Here is a 14,886-nt window from a genome sequence, read left to right on the forward strand (position 1 = left end):
GGCTGACGCAGCGCGTCGAGCTGCCCGAGCGGGCGTCTCGGCCGCCGCGGGCTTGACGCGAAGTGGTAGGCCCGCGAACAAAAACGCCGGGGCCCTAACGGACCGCCGGCGCTTCGCGGAATGGCGGTGCAGCGCAGACGCGCAAGGCGCCTGCCCGGTCTAAGGGAGCCGCTTCAAGCGGGTTGGGACATATCCAGGCCGAGCTTGGAGTAGGCCGTCTTCATGACCATGAAGACGCTGTAGCCCACTACCAGCACGATGAGGCCGAAGAGGTCCACCACGGAGAGGTAGAGCTTCAGGTCGGAGAGGAAATACCCGCCTACCAGCAGCAGCGAGGCGAAGGCGCCGTACATCGCGTAGAAGGGCAGCATAGCGGTGCCCATGGAGGCGAGCGCCGGGTCGATCTTTTGCTCTTGGCCAGAGGCGGCGGCGCGCTCGCGGGCGGCAATGACTTTCTTGCGGTGGTTGATGGCCATGTAAATCAGCCAAACACCGATAACCAAACAGACGGCTCCGAGGTAGTAGCGCATTGGTCAGCCTCCAGTACGCGTAGCGGAGAGCATGTCGCCGCCGAGCCGCTCCATAGACTGGCCCATCGCCTGAGCCGTGCGGTCACGCTCTTCCAGGGTTTCGAACAGGTCCAACAACCAGACCACCTTCTGGCCGATGCGCGGGCGGCCAGTAGCATCACGGCCGGGTAAGGCCGGGGCCGCCGCGACAGCATCGATCAGGAAGCGGTTTTCCTCCAAGGGTTCCGCGTTGCAGTCTCCGCCCGGGAAGGGCGTTGCGGCAATGGCCTGGCTCAACAAAGCCATCTTGCGCGCGCGCGGCACAACGGCCCGCTGCGACACGGAGTCATAGCCGTTGCGGGCAACTTCGTGGCCGATTTCGGCATAGAGCAGCCGGGCGGCATAGATACCCGGGCGGCAGCCCACCGGCAGCCTGGCGATGCCGGTCTCGGCGCGCTGGTAGAGCTGCTCGGCCAAATGCAGCACACGTTCCACCACTGCGCCTAAGGCAGGCGTGAAGCGGGGCTTGGCGAGGAATGCGTCCGGCTCGATGCCCGCATCGCGCAGCCAATCGAGCGGGAGATAGATGCGCCCGTTGCGCGCGTCCTCCCCCACGTCGCGGCAGATGTTGGTGAGCTGCATCGCGCTGCCCAAATCACAGGCGCGGGCGAGCACCGTCGGCGACCGCACACCCATCAGCGCGGTCATCATGGCGCCCACGGCGGCGGCGACCCGGGCGGAGTAGTCGAGCACCCCGGAGATGCTGTTGTAGCTGCGCCCCTCGGCGTCCCACGCAAAACCGTCCAGCAGGGCCTCCGGCAGCTCGCGAGGCATGTGGAAACGGCGGACGGCGCCGGCGAAGGCGCGGTCCACGGGGTGAGGCTCCGGCTCCCCGGCGTAGATGCGATCCAGCCGGGCGTGCAGCTCTTCCAGCGCAGCACATTGGTCGTCGCGGCAGTCGATGGCGTCGTCGGCGATGCGGCAGAACGCATACAGCGCCGAGGCCGGCTGACGCACGGACTTGGGCAGGAAGAAGGACGCGGCGTGGAACGACTTGGAGCCGTTGCTCAATAACGCCCGGCAGGCGGCGAGGTCGGCCGGATCTGCGAAACAGCGCTCAGTTTGCGAAAACAGTAGCATCGGGCACCACCTTGTCGAGTACGCGGGCGGTGGAGATGACACCGGGCACGCCAGCGCCGGGGTGCGTCCCCGCGCCGACGAAGTAGAGGTGCTCCACTTCCTCGCTCTTGTTATGCGGACGCAGCCAGGCGCTCTGCCAGAGCACGGGCTCCAGGCTGAATCCGGCGCCTTTGTACGACAGTAGGCGCTCACGGAAATCGATCGGGGTTGTTACCAACGACGTAGCCAGGTTGTCCTTGAGCCCCGGCAGCACGGTGCGATCCAGATAAGCTTCGACAGCCTGGCGGTAGGGCTCCGCTCGCTCGACCCAGTCCGTATCGCCGTCTAGGTGCGGCACCGGGGCCAGCACGTAGAAGGCGTCACAGCCAGTCGGCGCCACACTCGGGTCGGTTGCCGTCGGCCGATGTAAATACAGGCTGAAGTCGTCTGCCAGATTCTTCTTATGGAAGATGTCGCTGAGCAGACCCTGGTAGCGTGGACCGAGCAGGATGCTGTGATGCGGCACATCTGGGTACTGGCGCTTAGTGCCGAAGTACCAGACGAACAGACCATTGGAGTACCGCGACACGTCGAGCCGCCAGTCCGGCCACTTGCGGCGCTTGACGCTCGGCAGCAGGTGCTTATGCGTCCAAGCGAAGTCCGAGTTGGCGACGACGATATCCGCGGCGATCATCTCGCCGCTCTTGAGCTTGACGCCCGTCGCCTTACGGTTGCTGGTGGTGATCTCAGCGACTTCTGCATTGCAGCGGATCGAGCTGCCCTGGCCCTCGATCAGGCTGACCAGTCCGTCGACGATGGCCCCGGTGCCACCGATGGCGGAGTGCACGCCCCAGTGCCGCTCTAGGTAGGAGATGAGCGCGTAGATGGAGCTGACGGAGAAGGGGTTGCCGCCGATCAGCAGCGGATGGAAGGACAGCGCCGTACGCAGGCGCTCGTCTTTGACATACTTGGACACTAGGCCGTAGACGCTGCGGTAGCTCTGCAGCTTCATCATCTTCGGCACGATGCGCGCCATATCCGTCCAGTGCGTGAAGGGCACATGGCCCAGCTGCACGAAGCCTACCTCGAAGATTTTGCGGCTCTCCTCGAGGTAGCGCTCATAGCCCGGGACATCCGCCGGCGAGAGCTTGGCGACCTGCTCGCGCATGGCGGCCTCGTCGGCGTTGGTGTCAAAGGTGGTCCCGTCGTCGAAGCGGATCCGATAGAAGGGGTCCATCGGGCGCAGGTCGATGTCGTCAGAGAAACGCCGCCCGCACATTTCCCACAGCTCTTCCAACAAGAAGGGCGCAGTGATGATGGTCGGCCCCGCGTCGAACTTGAAGCCGTCGCGCTCGTGCACATAGGCACGCCCGCCCGGCTTGTCGAGCTTCTCCAGCACCGTGACGTGATAGCCCCGGTACGCCAGTCGGATGGCCGCCGCGAGCCCGCCAAAGCCGCTGCCGACGACGACCGCGTGAGGCTTACCGCCCGTCGCGGCGGCCGCCGCCACGGGTAAATCGGAGGGAACGCGCGGGGGTACCGTCGTCACGTGTCAACCTGGCCTGATGTCAAGAATGTTTGACAGTATAGCAACGTCCGCGGACGCTGCACCATAGGTTGCATCAGGCGACGACCGTCTGAGTTGTGCACGGTCAAGCCGGCCGCGATTCGGCGTACGAGACAGGCTCCTTCGGCTCAGCGCTGCGCTTGGCGGGAAGCGCGCGCACGGGACACGCCGGTCAGTCTACGCTTCCCGCGCGGGGCAGGACGCCCCGCAGATCCGCGAGCTGCGGCTTACTCGGGACTCTCTCCCAACGTCTGGTAGTACTGCTTGATATCCTCACCAATGGTGGCGGTGATCTGATAGAAGACCTCGCGCGGAATACGCGCCGGGCGGTCGTCCACACTGTCGGTTTGGGCGCAGGTTTCAGCGATCAGCCGATACAGATAGTTCATGACAAAGCGTGGCTGACGCAGCCGATCGAGCACGGCCAGTATCTCCCGCATCGGCATGGCTTCGTCGAACAAGTTATTCAGCGGGTACGGCCGGCTTGGGTCGACCCGACAAATGCGCAGCCGATCCGACATCATGTCGTAGAGCTGCTTGTCACCCCAGCGGAAGGGATAGATGATTTTCTGCTTGTCGAAGCGGGCTTCGTTCGCCTTCTCGGAGCCTGCCTTACGGACCGCCTCGTAAAGCTGGCGCGGCAGCAGCATCTTGAAGCTCAAATTCGGATGCAACTGCAGGATGCGGTTATTCCACAACGGCCACACGAAGTCTTCCATACGCTCACGGGCACCGTTGATGAGCGAGGGCTCGTCGACCTTGTCCATGACGACCACGATCTGCCGGTAGCCGAGCGTCATCACGACGTCGATGAACTTGGTGACGAACAGGCGCCTGACGTCGTCGTCGTCGCGCCAGCCTCGGCGCTTGACGTCCTGGTCCTGCAAATAACCGCTGGGGATCGCGTGCAGCGCGCGCTTGATATCCTTGGGGTTGCGCGAGCGCACCAAGATCTCACGCGCCGCAGCCCGCGCGACGGCGCCGTAAAAGCCCTGGCGCAGGATCGGGGCGATACCGAGCGTCGACAGCCCGACAAAGGCGGCCTTGGTGCCGCTCCCCATACGTTCCATCAGACCCCGCGGCAACAATTGACCGCGGAGATCGTTCATGACCCGATGATACCGATCCGGCGGACCGCTGAGGTAGAAGGCCATCAGCATCATCAGATCATGGCGCTGATAGGTCTCCAGCGGGTTCAGGGCGATGCTCTCGTCACCGACCTCCTTGAGCAGCGCTTCCATGCCGCAGACAAGGATGGCGTCGAGGTGCTGCGCAAGACCGAAATCCTTCAGCGTAATCGCCGTCTCACGCTTGCGATCCTGATCGCCGCGGCGCTTGAAAGCCTCAAGAAAGCTATTGAAGTCGTCATAACTGATGAGCAGGATCCGCTCGGAGTGCTCGCGATTGAAATGCGCGATGTTCTTTTCGAGCGCAAGGCGCAGCGCGGACTTGCCGCTGCCTTTGACGCCGAAGATCATCGAGGTACCGCGCCCCGGGGGCTCACCGAAGAACTTATCCCAGGCCTGATGATTGAAAGCGTAGCCCGCCTCGTTAACGAGATCCTCGAAGACCTTGTCGTTCTGCGCCTCCTCTTCAATGAAGGGATTGCGCTGAAGCCCATGCGACTTCAGGAATTGCGACATCGTGATGGACATGAAAAGAATACCTGTTCGACGTCCAGGTCGGTCGCGGCTGCCGGGCGAACGAGATACGGCTCGCTCGGCGCGGTACAGCCCACGGCGGTCGCGCGAGCGCGCGGACCGTCGACGGACGGCCATTGCGCGGCGCTGTTCTAGCTGAAGCGTCACGCGAGCGCGTGCCGCCGACGGTTGCCAGAAGTGCGGCGGGGGCGCTGTCAGAGTTTTGCCGAGTGCTCCACGATAACGAAAGCCATCACGGCGAAGGAGCCGACCAAAAGTAGCACGCGCGGCAACAGCGATCGGCTTGCGAACCCGTGCAGCTTCCGCTTCAGCTCGCAGATGAACCCTCCTTCGCGGGCTTCGCGCATTTGGCAAACCCGCAGCGCAAAGCGCGCCAGGAGTCGACGGGTCAGCTCGAAGGCAGCATGCAGGAAAACAACAAGTGCCAGTACAAAGACCAGACCCCAGATCCAGTTTTCTAGTTGCAACATCATACTCTGGAAGCCTTGAGGGGTGCGGTTTCAGGCGTGATCCGCCCCTGAGTTTCGTGAGGCTATCGTGGCACAGTCTCGCGAAACTGTCTTGCCGATCACGCGCAACGCCCCGATGGACGGGAGCCGAGCGCAGGCGTCGGCAAGCTGATCAGAGTCGTCTATCGAGCACGCAGACCCACCTGGACAAGCGTCGGGTTACCGGTTGCAAGGCCCACCAACATTGCGGACGCCACGCGCCGGCGGCCCTATTTTACACTGCCGTCACGCCCGCACTCAGGGCCGGATGGCGCGATGGCCGTGAGACCACTCGGCGGCGGGATGCATCAGGCTGCGCTGCGTGCAGATTCGCAGCGCTTACGCCAGCTGGCCGGCCGACGAGTACGATCTGCCGCCCAAAGCTGGATGAAGCTGCTGCGCCGATAACGGCCCGCCACGGCGACCGGTGAGTGTTCAGTCGCACCGCCACCGAATCTCCACCAAAGGCACCTCCCATGCATCGCAGCGCAAGCTGGCGACGTATTGGGGCTCGGTTTGGCTGCGCTCGCGGCGGAGCATGGCAACGATGCGGATGGCCTCGATGCGGTCTCTGTGAGGCAGCCAGTGGACCGCAGCGCGTTTGGAGAGGCGGGCCACGGCCTGGCCTGCTGAGGTTGTGAGGAGGAGTTGGCTGCCATCGTGTTGATTCGCCGGGCTTTCGGTGGCTCGGTTCTCGGGCAGCCGCTTGCCGGCTGACGCTCCTACATCGCGCCAGGCGAGCGCATCGCCGGCCTGCAGGGCGGCCAGGTGGCGGTGGATCGGGGCTTGAAGGGGCTGGCGGCCGGCATAGCTCAGATCCAGGTCGGCAGGGGTGAGCTGGGTGTAGCAGCGGGCGATGATCTCGGGCGGCGGCGGCGGTGCCAAGGTCGGCGTTTCCCGCAGCAGCCAGTCGCCGGTAGTCTCCTGCGCTTGCTTGGGCGCTGTGGCGACTGTCGTCTCCAGCAGCGGCAGGTGGGGGTGGCCGCTGCCGGAGATCTCAAACAGCGTCAGGGTCTCCCGGGCGCGGGTCATGCCAACGTAGAAAGTGCGGCGCTCGTCTTCGAGCTGCTCGAGGCCGGTACCGCCGTGCCAGCCACCGTCGGCGATCAGCACGTGCGGAAACTCCAAACCCTTGGCGGCGTGCAGCGTCGCCAGCAGAACACCGTCGCCAATGCTGCGCTCCCGGCGCTGCTCGCCCAGGCTCTCCCAGCAGAATTCCGCGATGTCGGCGGCAGGCGCGGCAAGGCCGTCTGCGTCCGGCGCTGTTTCGAGCGGCTCCGCACAGGCGTCTCCGGCATGACTCTCCGCAACATCGCCGCCGGGTGCTGTGCCCGCGGCACCCCTCAGCTCCGCGCGCCAATCGGCAATCAGCTCACCGAGCAGGTCGCGCCATGGCCCAGGTTGCATAGGCAGCAGGTCTTCGAGCTGCGCCGGCGTCAGCGGCATCTGTCCGCGCACCTTCAGGGCGGCGAGGAAGGTGTGGACCTCGCGGACGCGGTGCAGGCCCGGCAGGTCAGCCCACAGGCGCACCGGGATGCCCGCGTGCTCGCAGAGCGCCCGCACCGGCGCCAGCACATCGTGCCGGCGGGCGAGCACCGCGAAGTCCCGCCAGCTGCCGCCGCCGAGCCGATGTAGTGCCTGCATGCGGGCGACGATGGCCGCCGCCTGCCGGCCCGAGTCCGGTACCTGCTGCACCAGCACGCGGCCGCGGGCGTGGCGGTCCAGCTTGTGCCAGCGCCCACCGGCGGGGTCCTGCGCCCGGGCGCGGTCGATGCGGATGGGCTGATCCTTCTTCATACGCTCGCGGTTGTGGGCGATCAGCGCGTTGGCGGCAGCGATGATGTGCGCGCTGCTGCGGTAGTTCTCCCTCAAGTAGTGGAGCTCGGCGTCGTAGTCCTGCCGGAACCGGCGGATGTATTCCACGCTGGCGCCGCGGAAGGCGTAGATGTTCTGGTCGTCGTCGCCGACGGCGAGCAGGGTGAGGCGGCCGTCGTCGCCATTGCGCTCCAGCGTGCGGCCGGCGATGGCGCTCACCAGCCGGTACTGCATGGCATCGATGTCTTGGTACTCGTCCACCAGGATGTGGCGGTAGCCCGCGAGCAGCCGCTCGCGGGCGGCGTTTGGGTCGAGGCCCGGTAGGACCTTCTGGCCTTCCAGCAGCGCAACGGCCTCGCTCAGCACGCTTTCGAAGTCCGGGGTGTTGTCCTTGCCGTCGGCGGCACGCTCGGCGTACGAATGTCCAGTTAAGCGCATCGCAAAGCCGTGGTAGGTCTGCACCGTCACCGGCCGCGCGGCGTCCCCCACCAGCTCGCCGAGCCGCCGCCGCAATTCCAGCGCAGCGGACCGATTGAAGCAGAGCACCAGGATGCGATGCGCAGGTACCCGCAGCACCCGCAGCAGATAGGCGCAGCGGTGCACGATGACCCGGGTCTTGCCGGCGCCTGGGCCCGCCAGCACCAGGCGGTTGCCGTCCTCGGGCGCGGCAACGATCTCGGTCTGTGCCGGGTTGCGCAGGGCATCGACGATGCGGACGAAGGACTCGGCAGTAGTGGCGCGGGAGAGCATCTCGCGCTGATCGCCAAAGAAGCGCTGGACGAAGGCCTCCTTGCCCAGGGAGAAATACCCCGCTACCAGCCCCAGCGCCTGGCGGATCTGCTCGGCGCCGAGGCGGGCGTAGCGATCCATGACATGGATCTGGAACACCCGCTCGCCGTAGTGCTGGGCCAGCGGCTGATACTGAGCCCTGCTGTAGCGCCGACGCTTGGCCTCCGGCAGCACCCGAACGCTCATGGCAGAGCGGAACACGGCGAGCCCGCCGTGCAGGATGATGGCGCCCTGCTCGTGCAGGAACATGAGCCCGCGGTCCGCCGCGGCCAGCGGGTCCCGGACCTCGCCTGCGAGCACCAAATCGCCGGCAATTGCGCGGGTCAGCTCGTCGGTGCCGAAGCGCAGCAGCAGGTCGGCGCCAGGCGGGGCGTCTGCCGGCAGCTTGGCCAGCAGGGTGCTCAGGATCAGCTGGGCCACGGTGCGCCGTCGCTCGGCGGTTCGGGCGAGCGTCGGCCAGTCGCGGTGCAGACGCACCCGGTAGTGATCGCGGTCCAACTGCAGAAGGTCCAGGCTGCCGCGGGCGCCGGCCAGGCCGCGGCCGTCCAGCGACAGACCCTTGAGCAGAGCACGCAGGGTGTCAGGGGTGCTGTCGGCGTGGCCCGCATCCAGCAGGTGTTGGTTGAGCCGCCGCAGGGACAGGTGCAGCCAGTCCTCGGGGTCGGTGTCCGGTTGCTGCTCGCGCAGCGCCTCCAGCATGGCCCGCTCCAGGGCGACCACCCGTGCCAGGATGGCCTGGGAGCTGTCGCGCACCTTGTGGCGGACGAAGGCGCTGAGCTGCGGCCCCTCGTCCACCAGCCCGGCCCGGGCCATGTCGTGCAGCGTGCGCAGCACCCGCTGCGCTGCGGTCTGGCCGCGGTCCCAGTCGGCGCCTGAATGCTCCTTGCAGGCGGGCAGCAGCGCGAGCTCGTCCGCGGTGAAGCTGTCGTCCGGCTCCGCGTTCAAAAGGACCTCAAGAATGGCGAGCCAGCGCGCGCCCTGCGCCGCCGACAGGTTCAGTCCGGCGATCTTCCGCTCCGCGGTGGCCAGGTCCGGGACCGCCGGTCGGCCCTGGAAGACGCCGGTGCGGTTCTCGTCCCGCTGCACCAGCCCGGCACGCTCCAGCCAGGAGATGGCGATGCGCACCCGGGTATCGGCGTCGCGCGCCTCGGGGTCGAAGCCGAGGCGCAGCTCCTCATCGCGCAGCAGCTCGCCGGCGGTGACCACCACGTCGCCGTCGCGGTTCGGCTTGGCCCGCTTCAGTCCCCGAAGGATCTCGGCGATGTCCCGCTGGGTGAGCTGGGATAGGGCCTCCATGCCGAACTGGGCCTCGATGTCCTGCTGGTCGTAGAGCAGCACGCAGAGGGCGGGCTCGCGGTCGCGGCCGGCGCGGCCGGCCTCCTGAATGTAGTTCTCCAGCGACGCCGGGATGTCCGCGTGGATGACGAGCCGCACGTCCTCCTTGTCCACGCCCATGCCGAAGGCGTTGGTAGCGCAGATGACCGCCAGCTCGCCGGCCACGAAGGCGTCCTGGATGCGCTTCTTCTCCGGTGCGTCGAGGCCAGCGTGGAAGGCCTCCACCGCCCAACCCTCGCGTTGCAGCCGCTCCGCCAGCGCCTCAGTGCGCCGGCGGCGGGAGGCGTAAACGATGGCAGAGCCGGTGGGTGCGGCGGGACGCTTCAAGTGCTCAGTCAGAATGGCATGAATACGCGCCTCCTTCTCGTGCTTGCCCGCGAGCTGCACCTCGAAGGCCAGGTTGTCCCGCTCCACGCCGCCCTCGAACAGGGTCAGCGCGAGACCAAGCTCGTTGCGGAAGTGCGTCAGAATCTCATCAATGACGTCCTGCTTGGCCGTTGCCGTAAAGCAGGCCACCGGCGGGATGGAGACCCGCTGACGCTCGGCCAGGGTGCGGATGAAGCGGCTGGCATAGAGATAATCGGGCCGGAAGTCGTGGCCCCACTTGGACAGGCAGTGGGCCTCATCGAACACCCAGCAGCCGATCTCCCGGCTCGCCAGCATATTGGCCACTGAGCGGTTGCGCAGCTGCTCCGGCGACAAGTACAGGATGGCCACGTCGCCCAGGCGCACCCGCTCCATGACGTCGCCCCGCTCCGGCGGGGTGAGGAGCCCGTATAGCGCGGCCGCATTGGTGGCACCGGTCTTGCGCACCAGGTTGTCCACCTGGTCCTTCATCAACGCCTGCAACGGCGAGATCACCACCGTCAGCGTCCCGCGGCCCGTATAGCGCGCCAGCGCCGGCAGCTGGAAACAGAGCGACTTGCCGCCGCCGGTGGGCAGGATCGCGAGCAGGGGCATGCCGGCCATGCCGTCGGTGACCACCGCCTGTTGCAGGCTCGTGCCGTCGGGCATCGCCGGCTCCGCGCGGAAGGCGTCGAAGCCAAACCAGCGACGGAGCTGCGTCGCCGGGTCATGGGTCTCTCGGCACCAGGCGCACTCCGGCTCACCGCACGGCAGCTCGCGCAGGGCTTTCAGCAGGCTCGCCGTGGCCGGAAAGCGCTGGCGCACCCAGGGCGGCAGCACCGAGTTGCCGCCGGCCACCGTGAGCCAGGCGGCGGCGTAGGCGAGCACCGGGCGCAGTTTGATGTCCTCGATGTGATTCAGGATCAGCCGCGGTGCCGCCGTGGTGCAGGCGCGGCCCTGCCATTGCGCGAGCAGGGTATCGCGCACTTGCTGCACCTTGGGTAAGGCTGCCCCGAGCAGCTGGAACACTGAGGCAATGCCGTTGCCGCCGGTGGGGTTGTCTTCCAGCAAGGTCGCGCCCTGGAAGCAGAAGCGATACGCGGCCAGCAGCCCCGTCTCGCGCTCGTCGGCGGCGAGGCGCTTGGCGAGCTCCTCGCACTGCTCCCGTAGCACCTGCGCCGCCAGCCGGCAGTCCGCCACAGGGTCCGCCAAGCTGTCGCGCACCAGCTTGTAGTTCTTGACCAGCCGGTGGTAGGGGTTCTGCGGAAAGGCGAGCGGCGAGAGGTAGAGGGTGTCGACGATGGGCCGCCCGAGCAGCCCGAGCGCCGGCGCCAGTGCCCGCAGGGTCGGCAGGTCATGGCCCAGCAGGTTGTGGCCGATGACCGTCTCGGCGTCGCCGGCGAATTCCGTCAGCTCCTGGAGCGCCGAGGCAAGATCGAAACGGCCCTCGCGGCGGAATTCGCGGACGTCACCCCGCTCGGTCCGAATGGCGCCGATCTTGTGGACGCAGCCTGAGGGCCCAGTTTCCAGATCGAGGAGCAGAGCACGGTCGAGCCAGGAGACGAGCAGGTCGTCGATCGTTGCGCCGCCCTCCGTATGCCTTCCGTCGTCTGCCATGTTCGTTGTCGCTGCTCCGGCAGCCGATTGCCGGACCGATGGCCGCAATCGGACGGTCACCTGTGTGGATTCTTGCGCCGATCGGACCGCATTGACCAGCGTATGGCCAGCATCGGCCTGCTGGATGAGTTGGTGGTACTGGTGGTGCATGTAGAATCAGACCCGCTACACCAAAGCCCAGGTATGCCAATGGCCTCGTCCCACACCAAAAGCATTTTGTACGCCTTCTGCCTGTGCCTGTCCGCAGCACTCGCCGTCGGCATGAGCAAGGTCGCCGCCGCCGAGCCCACTCCCATCGACATCGACATGCCACTGCGCAAGGTGTCGGACCACGTCTACTACGTGCAGGGCATGGCAGGCATCGCCACCGACAACAAGGGCTTCATCTCCAACGCCGCGGCCATCGTCACCGACGACGGCATCGCAGTGGTGGACGCGCTCGGCTCGCCGTCGCTGGCCAAGCGCTTCATCGACGAGATCCGCACCGTTTCCGATGCGCCCATCAAGACTGTCATCGTCACGCATTATCATGCGGACCATATCTACGGTCTGCAGGTGTTCGAGGATCTGGGTGCCAGGATCATCGCCCCCGGCGGCTTCCAGGACTATCTGGACTCGCCGGCCGCCGAAGAGCGTTTGGAGGAGCGGCGCTTCTCTCTTGACCCCTGGGTCAACGAGGACACCCGGCTGGTGAGCCCGGACGTGGTGATCACGGAGCAGACGGAGATCGGCTTGGGCGATGTGACCCTGGATATCCGTTATCTGGGCCCGGCCCACTCCGACGGCGACCTCGCCGTGCTGGTGAGCCCAGACAATGTGCTGATCTCTGGCGACATCATCTTCGAGGGCCGGGTGCCCTTCACCGGCAGCGCGGACACCAAGCGCTGGCTCACGGTGCTTGAATCCCTGGACGATACCGGCATCGATGCGCTGATTCCGGGTCATGGCCCGGCCGCCAGCGAGCCCGCCGAAGCCGTCTCGCGCACCCTGGACTATCTCAAGTACACCCGCGAGCAGATGTCCGCAGCCGTGGCCGAAATGGTCCCCTTCGCCGAGGCCTACGAGGCGGCCGATTGGTCGCGCTTCCAAAAGCTGCCGGCGTTCGACGCCGCCCATCGGCGCAACGCCTACGGCATCTATTTGTCGCTTGAGCAGGAGATGCTGGGGGAGTGATCTTCAGCGCAGCGGTGCCGGGCGATTCAGCCCGAGCCGCGGGGCTGCTCAGTCGCCGTAGTGAGTGCGCGCCCGGAGCACAATCACCAGGAGCTCGTCATCATGGATGGCGTAGACGATGCGGTCCTGATAGGTAAGCCGCACGGACCAATAGCCCTTGAGTGGACCCACGAGCTGCTTGCCTGAATAGGGATCGACGGCTAGGCGATTGCGAAGGATGTCCTTCAGTTTGCCCCTCACCTTGGGGGTAAGCTTTTGGACATCCTTCTCCGCCTGCCGCGTGAACCGAATGCGGTAGCGTTTGGGTCCCTCCGGCACGGTCCGTCCTCACTGCGGCTCGTCGAAGACCTCTTCAAAGGATCGGGTGTCGCCCGCAGCCGCCTGTGCTTGCGCTGCTGCCAGGCTGCGGCGAAACTCAGCGCTGGACAAAAGCGCCAGTGTCTCCATCAGCCCCTCATACTCGGTCTCGGACATGAGCACCGCGTCGCCTTGGCGATGACGGATGTGCAACACCTCATGGCGCTCGTTGACACGCTTGATCAAGTCGAAGAAGCCCTTGCGGGCGTCTGTGGCGGTGATGGCACTCACGGCGGGCGGTGGAGGATAAGTACGTACAGGTTCTGGTACGGACATTAGACCCAGACGCCATTTCCGTCAACATCGCGGAATCTCCCTTCAGGCGCCGAGCCAGCCCCGCACCGTCGGCCAGAGCAGCAGTATCCCGGTCACCGCCGCGGTCCCGAGGAACATGACCCGGAGAAAGCGATTGCCACGCCTGATGCCGAAGCTGGCGCCCAGGTAGCTGCCGAGCAGCGCACCGGCGATGAGCCCTGGCGCCAGCGGCCAGATGACATGCCCCATGAAGACGTGGGCGACCGCGCCGACGCCGTTCCAGAAGATGCCGTTGGCGGCGAGCGTCATGGACGTGGCGTGGAGCTGGTCGTAGCGCAGCAGCCAAAGATAGATGAACGTGGTAAACACGCCGCTGCCGGCGCTGATCCAGCCGGAGTAGAAGGCAGCGGGGATCAGCAGTGCCGAGCCAATGAGCAGCAGCCTGGGTGACAGGTTGGAGGGCTCAAACACATTGGGCACCGCCCTGCGCGCGAGGGTGAGTCCCACCATCGCGATGATGACCCCGCCTACCAAGGGCTCCATCACCTCCCCCGGCACCGCTGCTGCAAAGCGGGTGCCGAGCACAACGAAGGGCAGCCCCACCAGCGCCGTCCACCAGAACACCCGCCAATCGATGAGCCCCTCGCGCACATAGCGCAGCGTTGAGCCGATGCCGATGAAGCCCACGGCGAGCTTATGGCTCGCCAGTGCGTTGATGAAGGGCAGGCCGGTGAAGAGCAAAACCGGCAGCAGGATCAGCCCCGCTCCGCCGCCGGAGAGGCTGGAGAAGAAGCAGGCCGCGAAGCTCGCGGCGAAGGTGAGCAGCACCAGCCCGAGACCAATGTCCTGGAAGGGATCCATGTGCGTGACTTACGGGTTGGGGATGGGCTGTGCGCCGGCTCGGCTTCACCCGAGACCGTCCGCGCTTGGGGTCGGCTTCACGTCGTCAGAACCTCACCCGCACGCGGTAGGTCAGCACCGTCTCGCCCTCGGCAGGCACCGTGAGCCGCCACACGGCGGTGTTGGCGTTGCCGACGGCATGCGGGGCGCTTTCTTCCAGCATCTTCCAGTCCCCAGGAATACGCTCCTGCACGGTGACGGGTTGCGGCTCGGGCTTGGCGTTGCGAAGGCGGATCTCGTAGGCGCTGTCGAACTCGTACTGCCAGGGGCCGGTGCCGGAGCGCTTATCGAAGGCGGTCTGCTTGCGCTCGGCGGTGACGTCGAAGGACTCGCCGAGCTTCAGGCGCACGGTCTCGTTCTTCGGCGTATGGTCGATGCGGTCCTCGCCGACGAACTGGGCGTTGCCCGCGGTATCGCGCTTGTAGATGCGCACCGTGCCTGCCGGCAGCGGCATGCCGAGGTTGGATGTCTCGTCGTTGGTGAGCTCCAGAAAGACGCTCACGTCCATCTCCTCCGTCAACTGCCCGCGGGCGCCACGGTAGCTGCCTGGGTTGCCGCGGATCAGGAGCTCCTTGTTCACGGTCACACCCGGGGCATCCAGCAGCGACACCTGCTTGGTCTGGTTGTCGGCGATGGTGGTGGGGCGCTGCAGGGTGTAGAGGTGGTACTCGAACAGGCTCTCCTCGCGCATGTTCGGCGCCGCGGCGGCTCGCGGCATGGCCTCCATCATCATCATATCCGCCTGCGGCTCGTCGGCGATGTTGACCTCGCCGGCCACCAACTGGAGCCTGGCTTGTTGGTAACTGGTGCCGCTTGGATTGGTAAGCGTGACCCAGCCGGTGAGGTCGAGGCTTGTCTCATTCGGGGCCAGCTCGCCGACGTAATCGGCTTCCCAGGCGAGACCACCGCTGAGATAGGACAGCTCCAGCTCCCGCTCACCGCCGGCGGCGTTGTCC

General features: G+C 66.2%; 10 protein-coding genes. 1 reads left to right on the forward strand and 9 read right to left on the reverse strand.

Going from position 1 to position 14,886, the window contains the following annotated elements; translation table 11 throughout:
• Window positions 1-173: 173 nt before the first annotated feature.
• The 5 genes from I6U14_RS06715 to I6U14_RS06735 form a co-directional block, all read right to left on the reverse strand.
• Window positions 174-530: a hypothetical protein gene (locus tag I6U14_RS06715; protein WP_296897912.1), complete on the reverse strand. Its 357-nt coding sequence runs from the start codon at window positions 528-530 to the stop codon at window positions 174-176.
• A 3-nt stretch (window positions 531-533) separates the two neighbouring features.
• Window positions 534-1,649, reverse strand: a complete 1,116-nt coding sequence (locus I6U14_RS06720; protein ID WP_296897914.1) for a phytoene/squalene synthase family protein — start codon at window positions 1,647-1,649, stop codon at window positions 534-536.
• Entirely contained in the window at window positions 1,627-3,138 is a 1,512-nt protein-coding gene (locus I6U14_RS06725) for a phytoene desaturase (protein ID WP_296897915.1), read from the reverse strand. The genes I6U14_RS06720 and I6U14_RS06725 overlap by 23 nt, the downstream gene beginning before the upstream one ends.
• Before the next feature lie 284 nt (window positions 3,139-3,422).
• On the reverse strand, window positions 3,423-5,210 hold the full coding sequence (locus I6U14_RS06730; protein ID WP_296897917.1) for a hypothetical protein: 1,788 nt from the start codon (window positions 5,208-5,210) through the stop codon (window positions 3,423-3,425).
• A gap of 569 nt (window positions 5,211-5,779) precedes the next feature.
• The gene (locus I6U14_RS06735) at window positions 5,780-11,245 is read right to left on the reverse strand and encodes a RecQ family ATP-dependent DNA helicase (protein WP_296897918.1); all 5,466 of its coding nucleotides are present in this window, start codon (window positions 11,243-11,245) and stop codon (window positions 5,780-5,782) included.
• A 102-nt stretch (window positions 11,246-11,347) separates the two neighbouring features.
• On the opposite strand from I6U14_RS06735, the gene I6U14_RS06740 reads away from it, so the two are divergent.
• Entirely contained in the window at window positions 11,348-12,418 is a 1,071-nt protein-coding gene (locus tag I6U14_RS06740) for an MBL fold metallo-hydrolase (protein WP_296897920.1), read from the forward strand.
• A 48-nt stretch (window positions 12,419-12,466) separates the two neighbouring features.
• On the opposite strand, the gene I6U14_RS06745 is transcribed toward I6U14_RS06740, so the two are convergent.
• From I6U14_RS06745 to I6U14_RS06760, 4 genes are all read right to left on the reverse strand, one after another.
• On the reverse strand, window positions 12,467-12,736 hold the full coding sequence (locus tag I6U14_RS06745) for a type II toxin-antitoxin system mRNA interferase toxin, RelE/StbE family (RefSeq protein WP_296897922.1): 270 nt from the start codon (window positions 12,734-12,736) through the stop codon (window positions 12,467-12,469).
• Between the two features lie 9 nt (window positions 12,737-12,745).
• Window positions 12,746-13,006: a type II toxin-antitoxin system Phd/YefM family antitoxin gene (locus I6U14_RS06750; protein ID WP_296897924.1), complete on the reverse strand. Its 261-nt coding sequence runs from the start codon at window positions 13,004-13,006 to the stop codon at window positions 12,746-12,748.
• Window positions 13,007-13,093: 87 nt separating this feature from the next.
• Window positions 13,094-13,891: a sulfite exporter TauE/SafE family protein gene (locus I6U14_RS06755; protein WP_296897926.1), complete on the reverse strand. Its 798-nt coding sequence runs from the start codon at window positions 13,889-13,891 to the stop codon at window positions 13,094-13,096.
• Window positions 13,892-13,976: 85 nt separating this feature from the next.
• The coding region (locus I6U14_RS06760; protein ID WP_296897928.1) for a DUF4139 domain-containing protein at window positions 13,977-14,886 on the reverse strand (910 nt) is incomplete at its 5' end.

Source organism: Thiohalocapsa sp. (genome assembly GCF_019695415.1).
In the GTDB taxonomy this organism is placed as follows: Bacteria; Pseudomonadota; Gammaproteobacteria; order Chromatiales; family Chromatiaceae; genus Thiohalocapsa.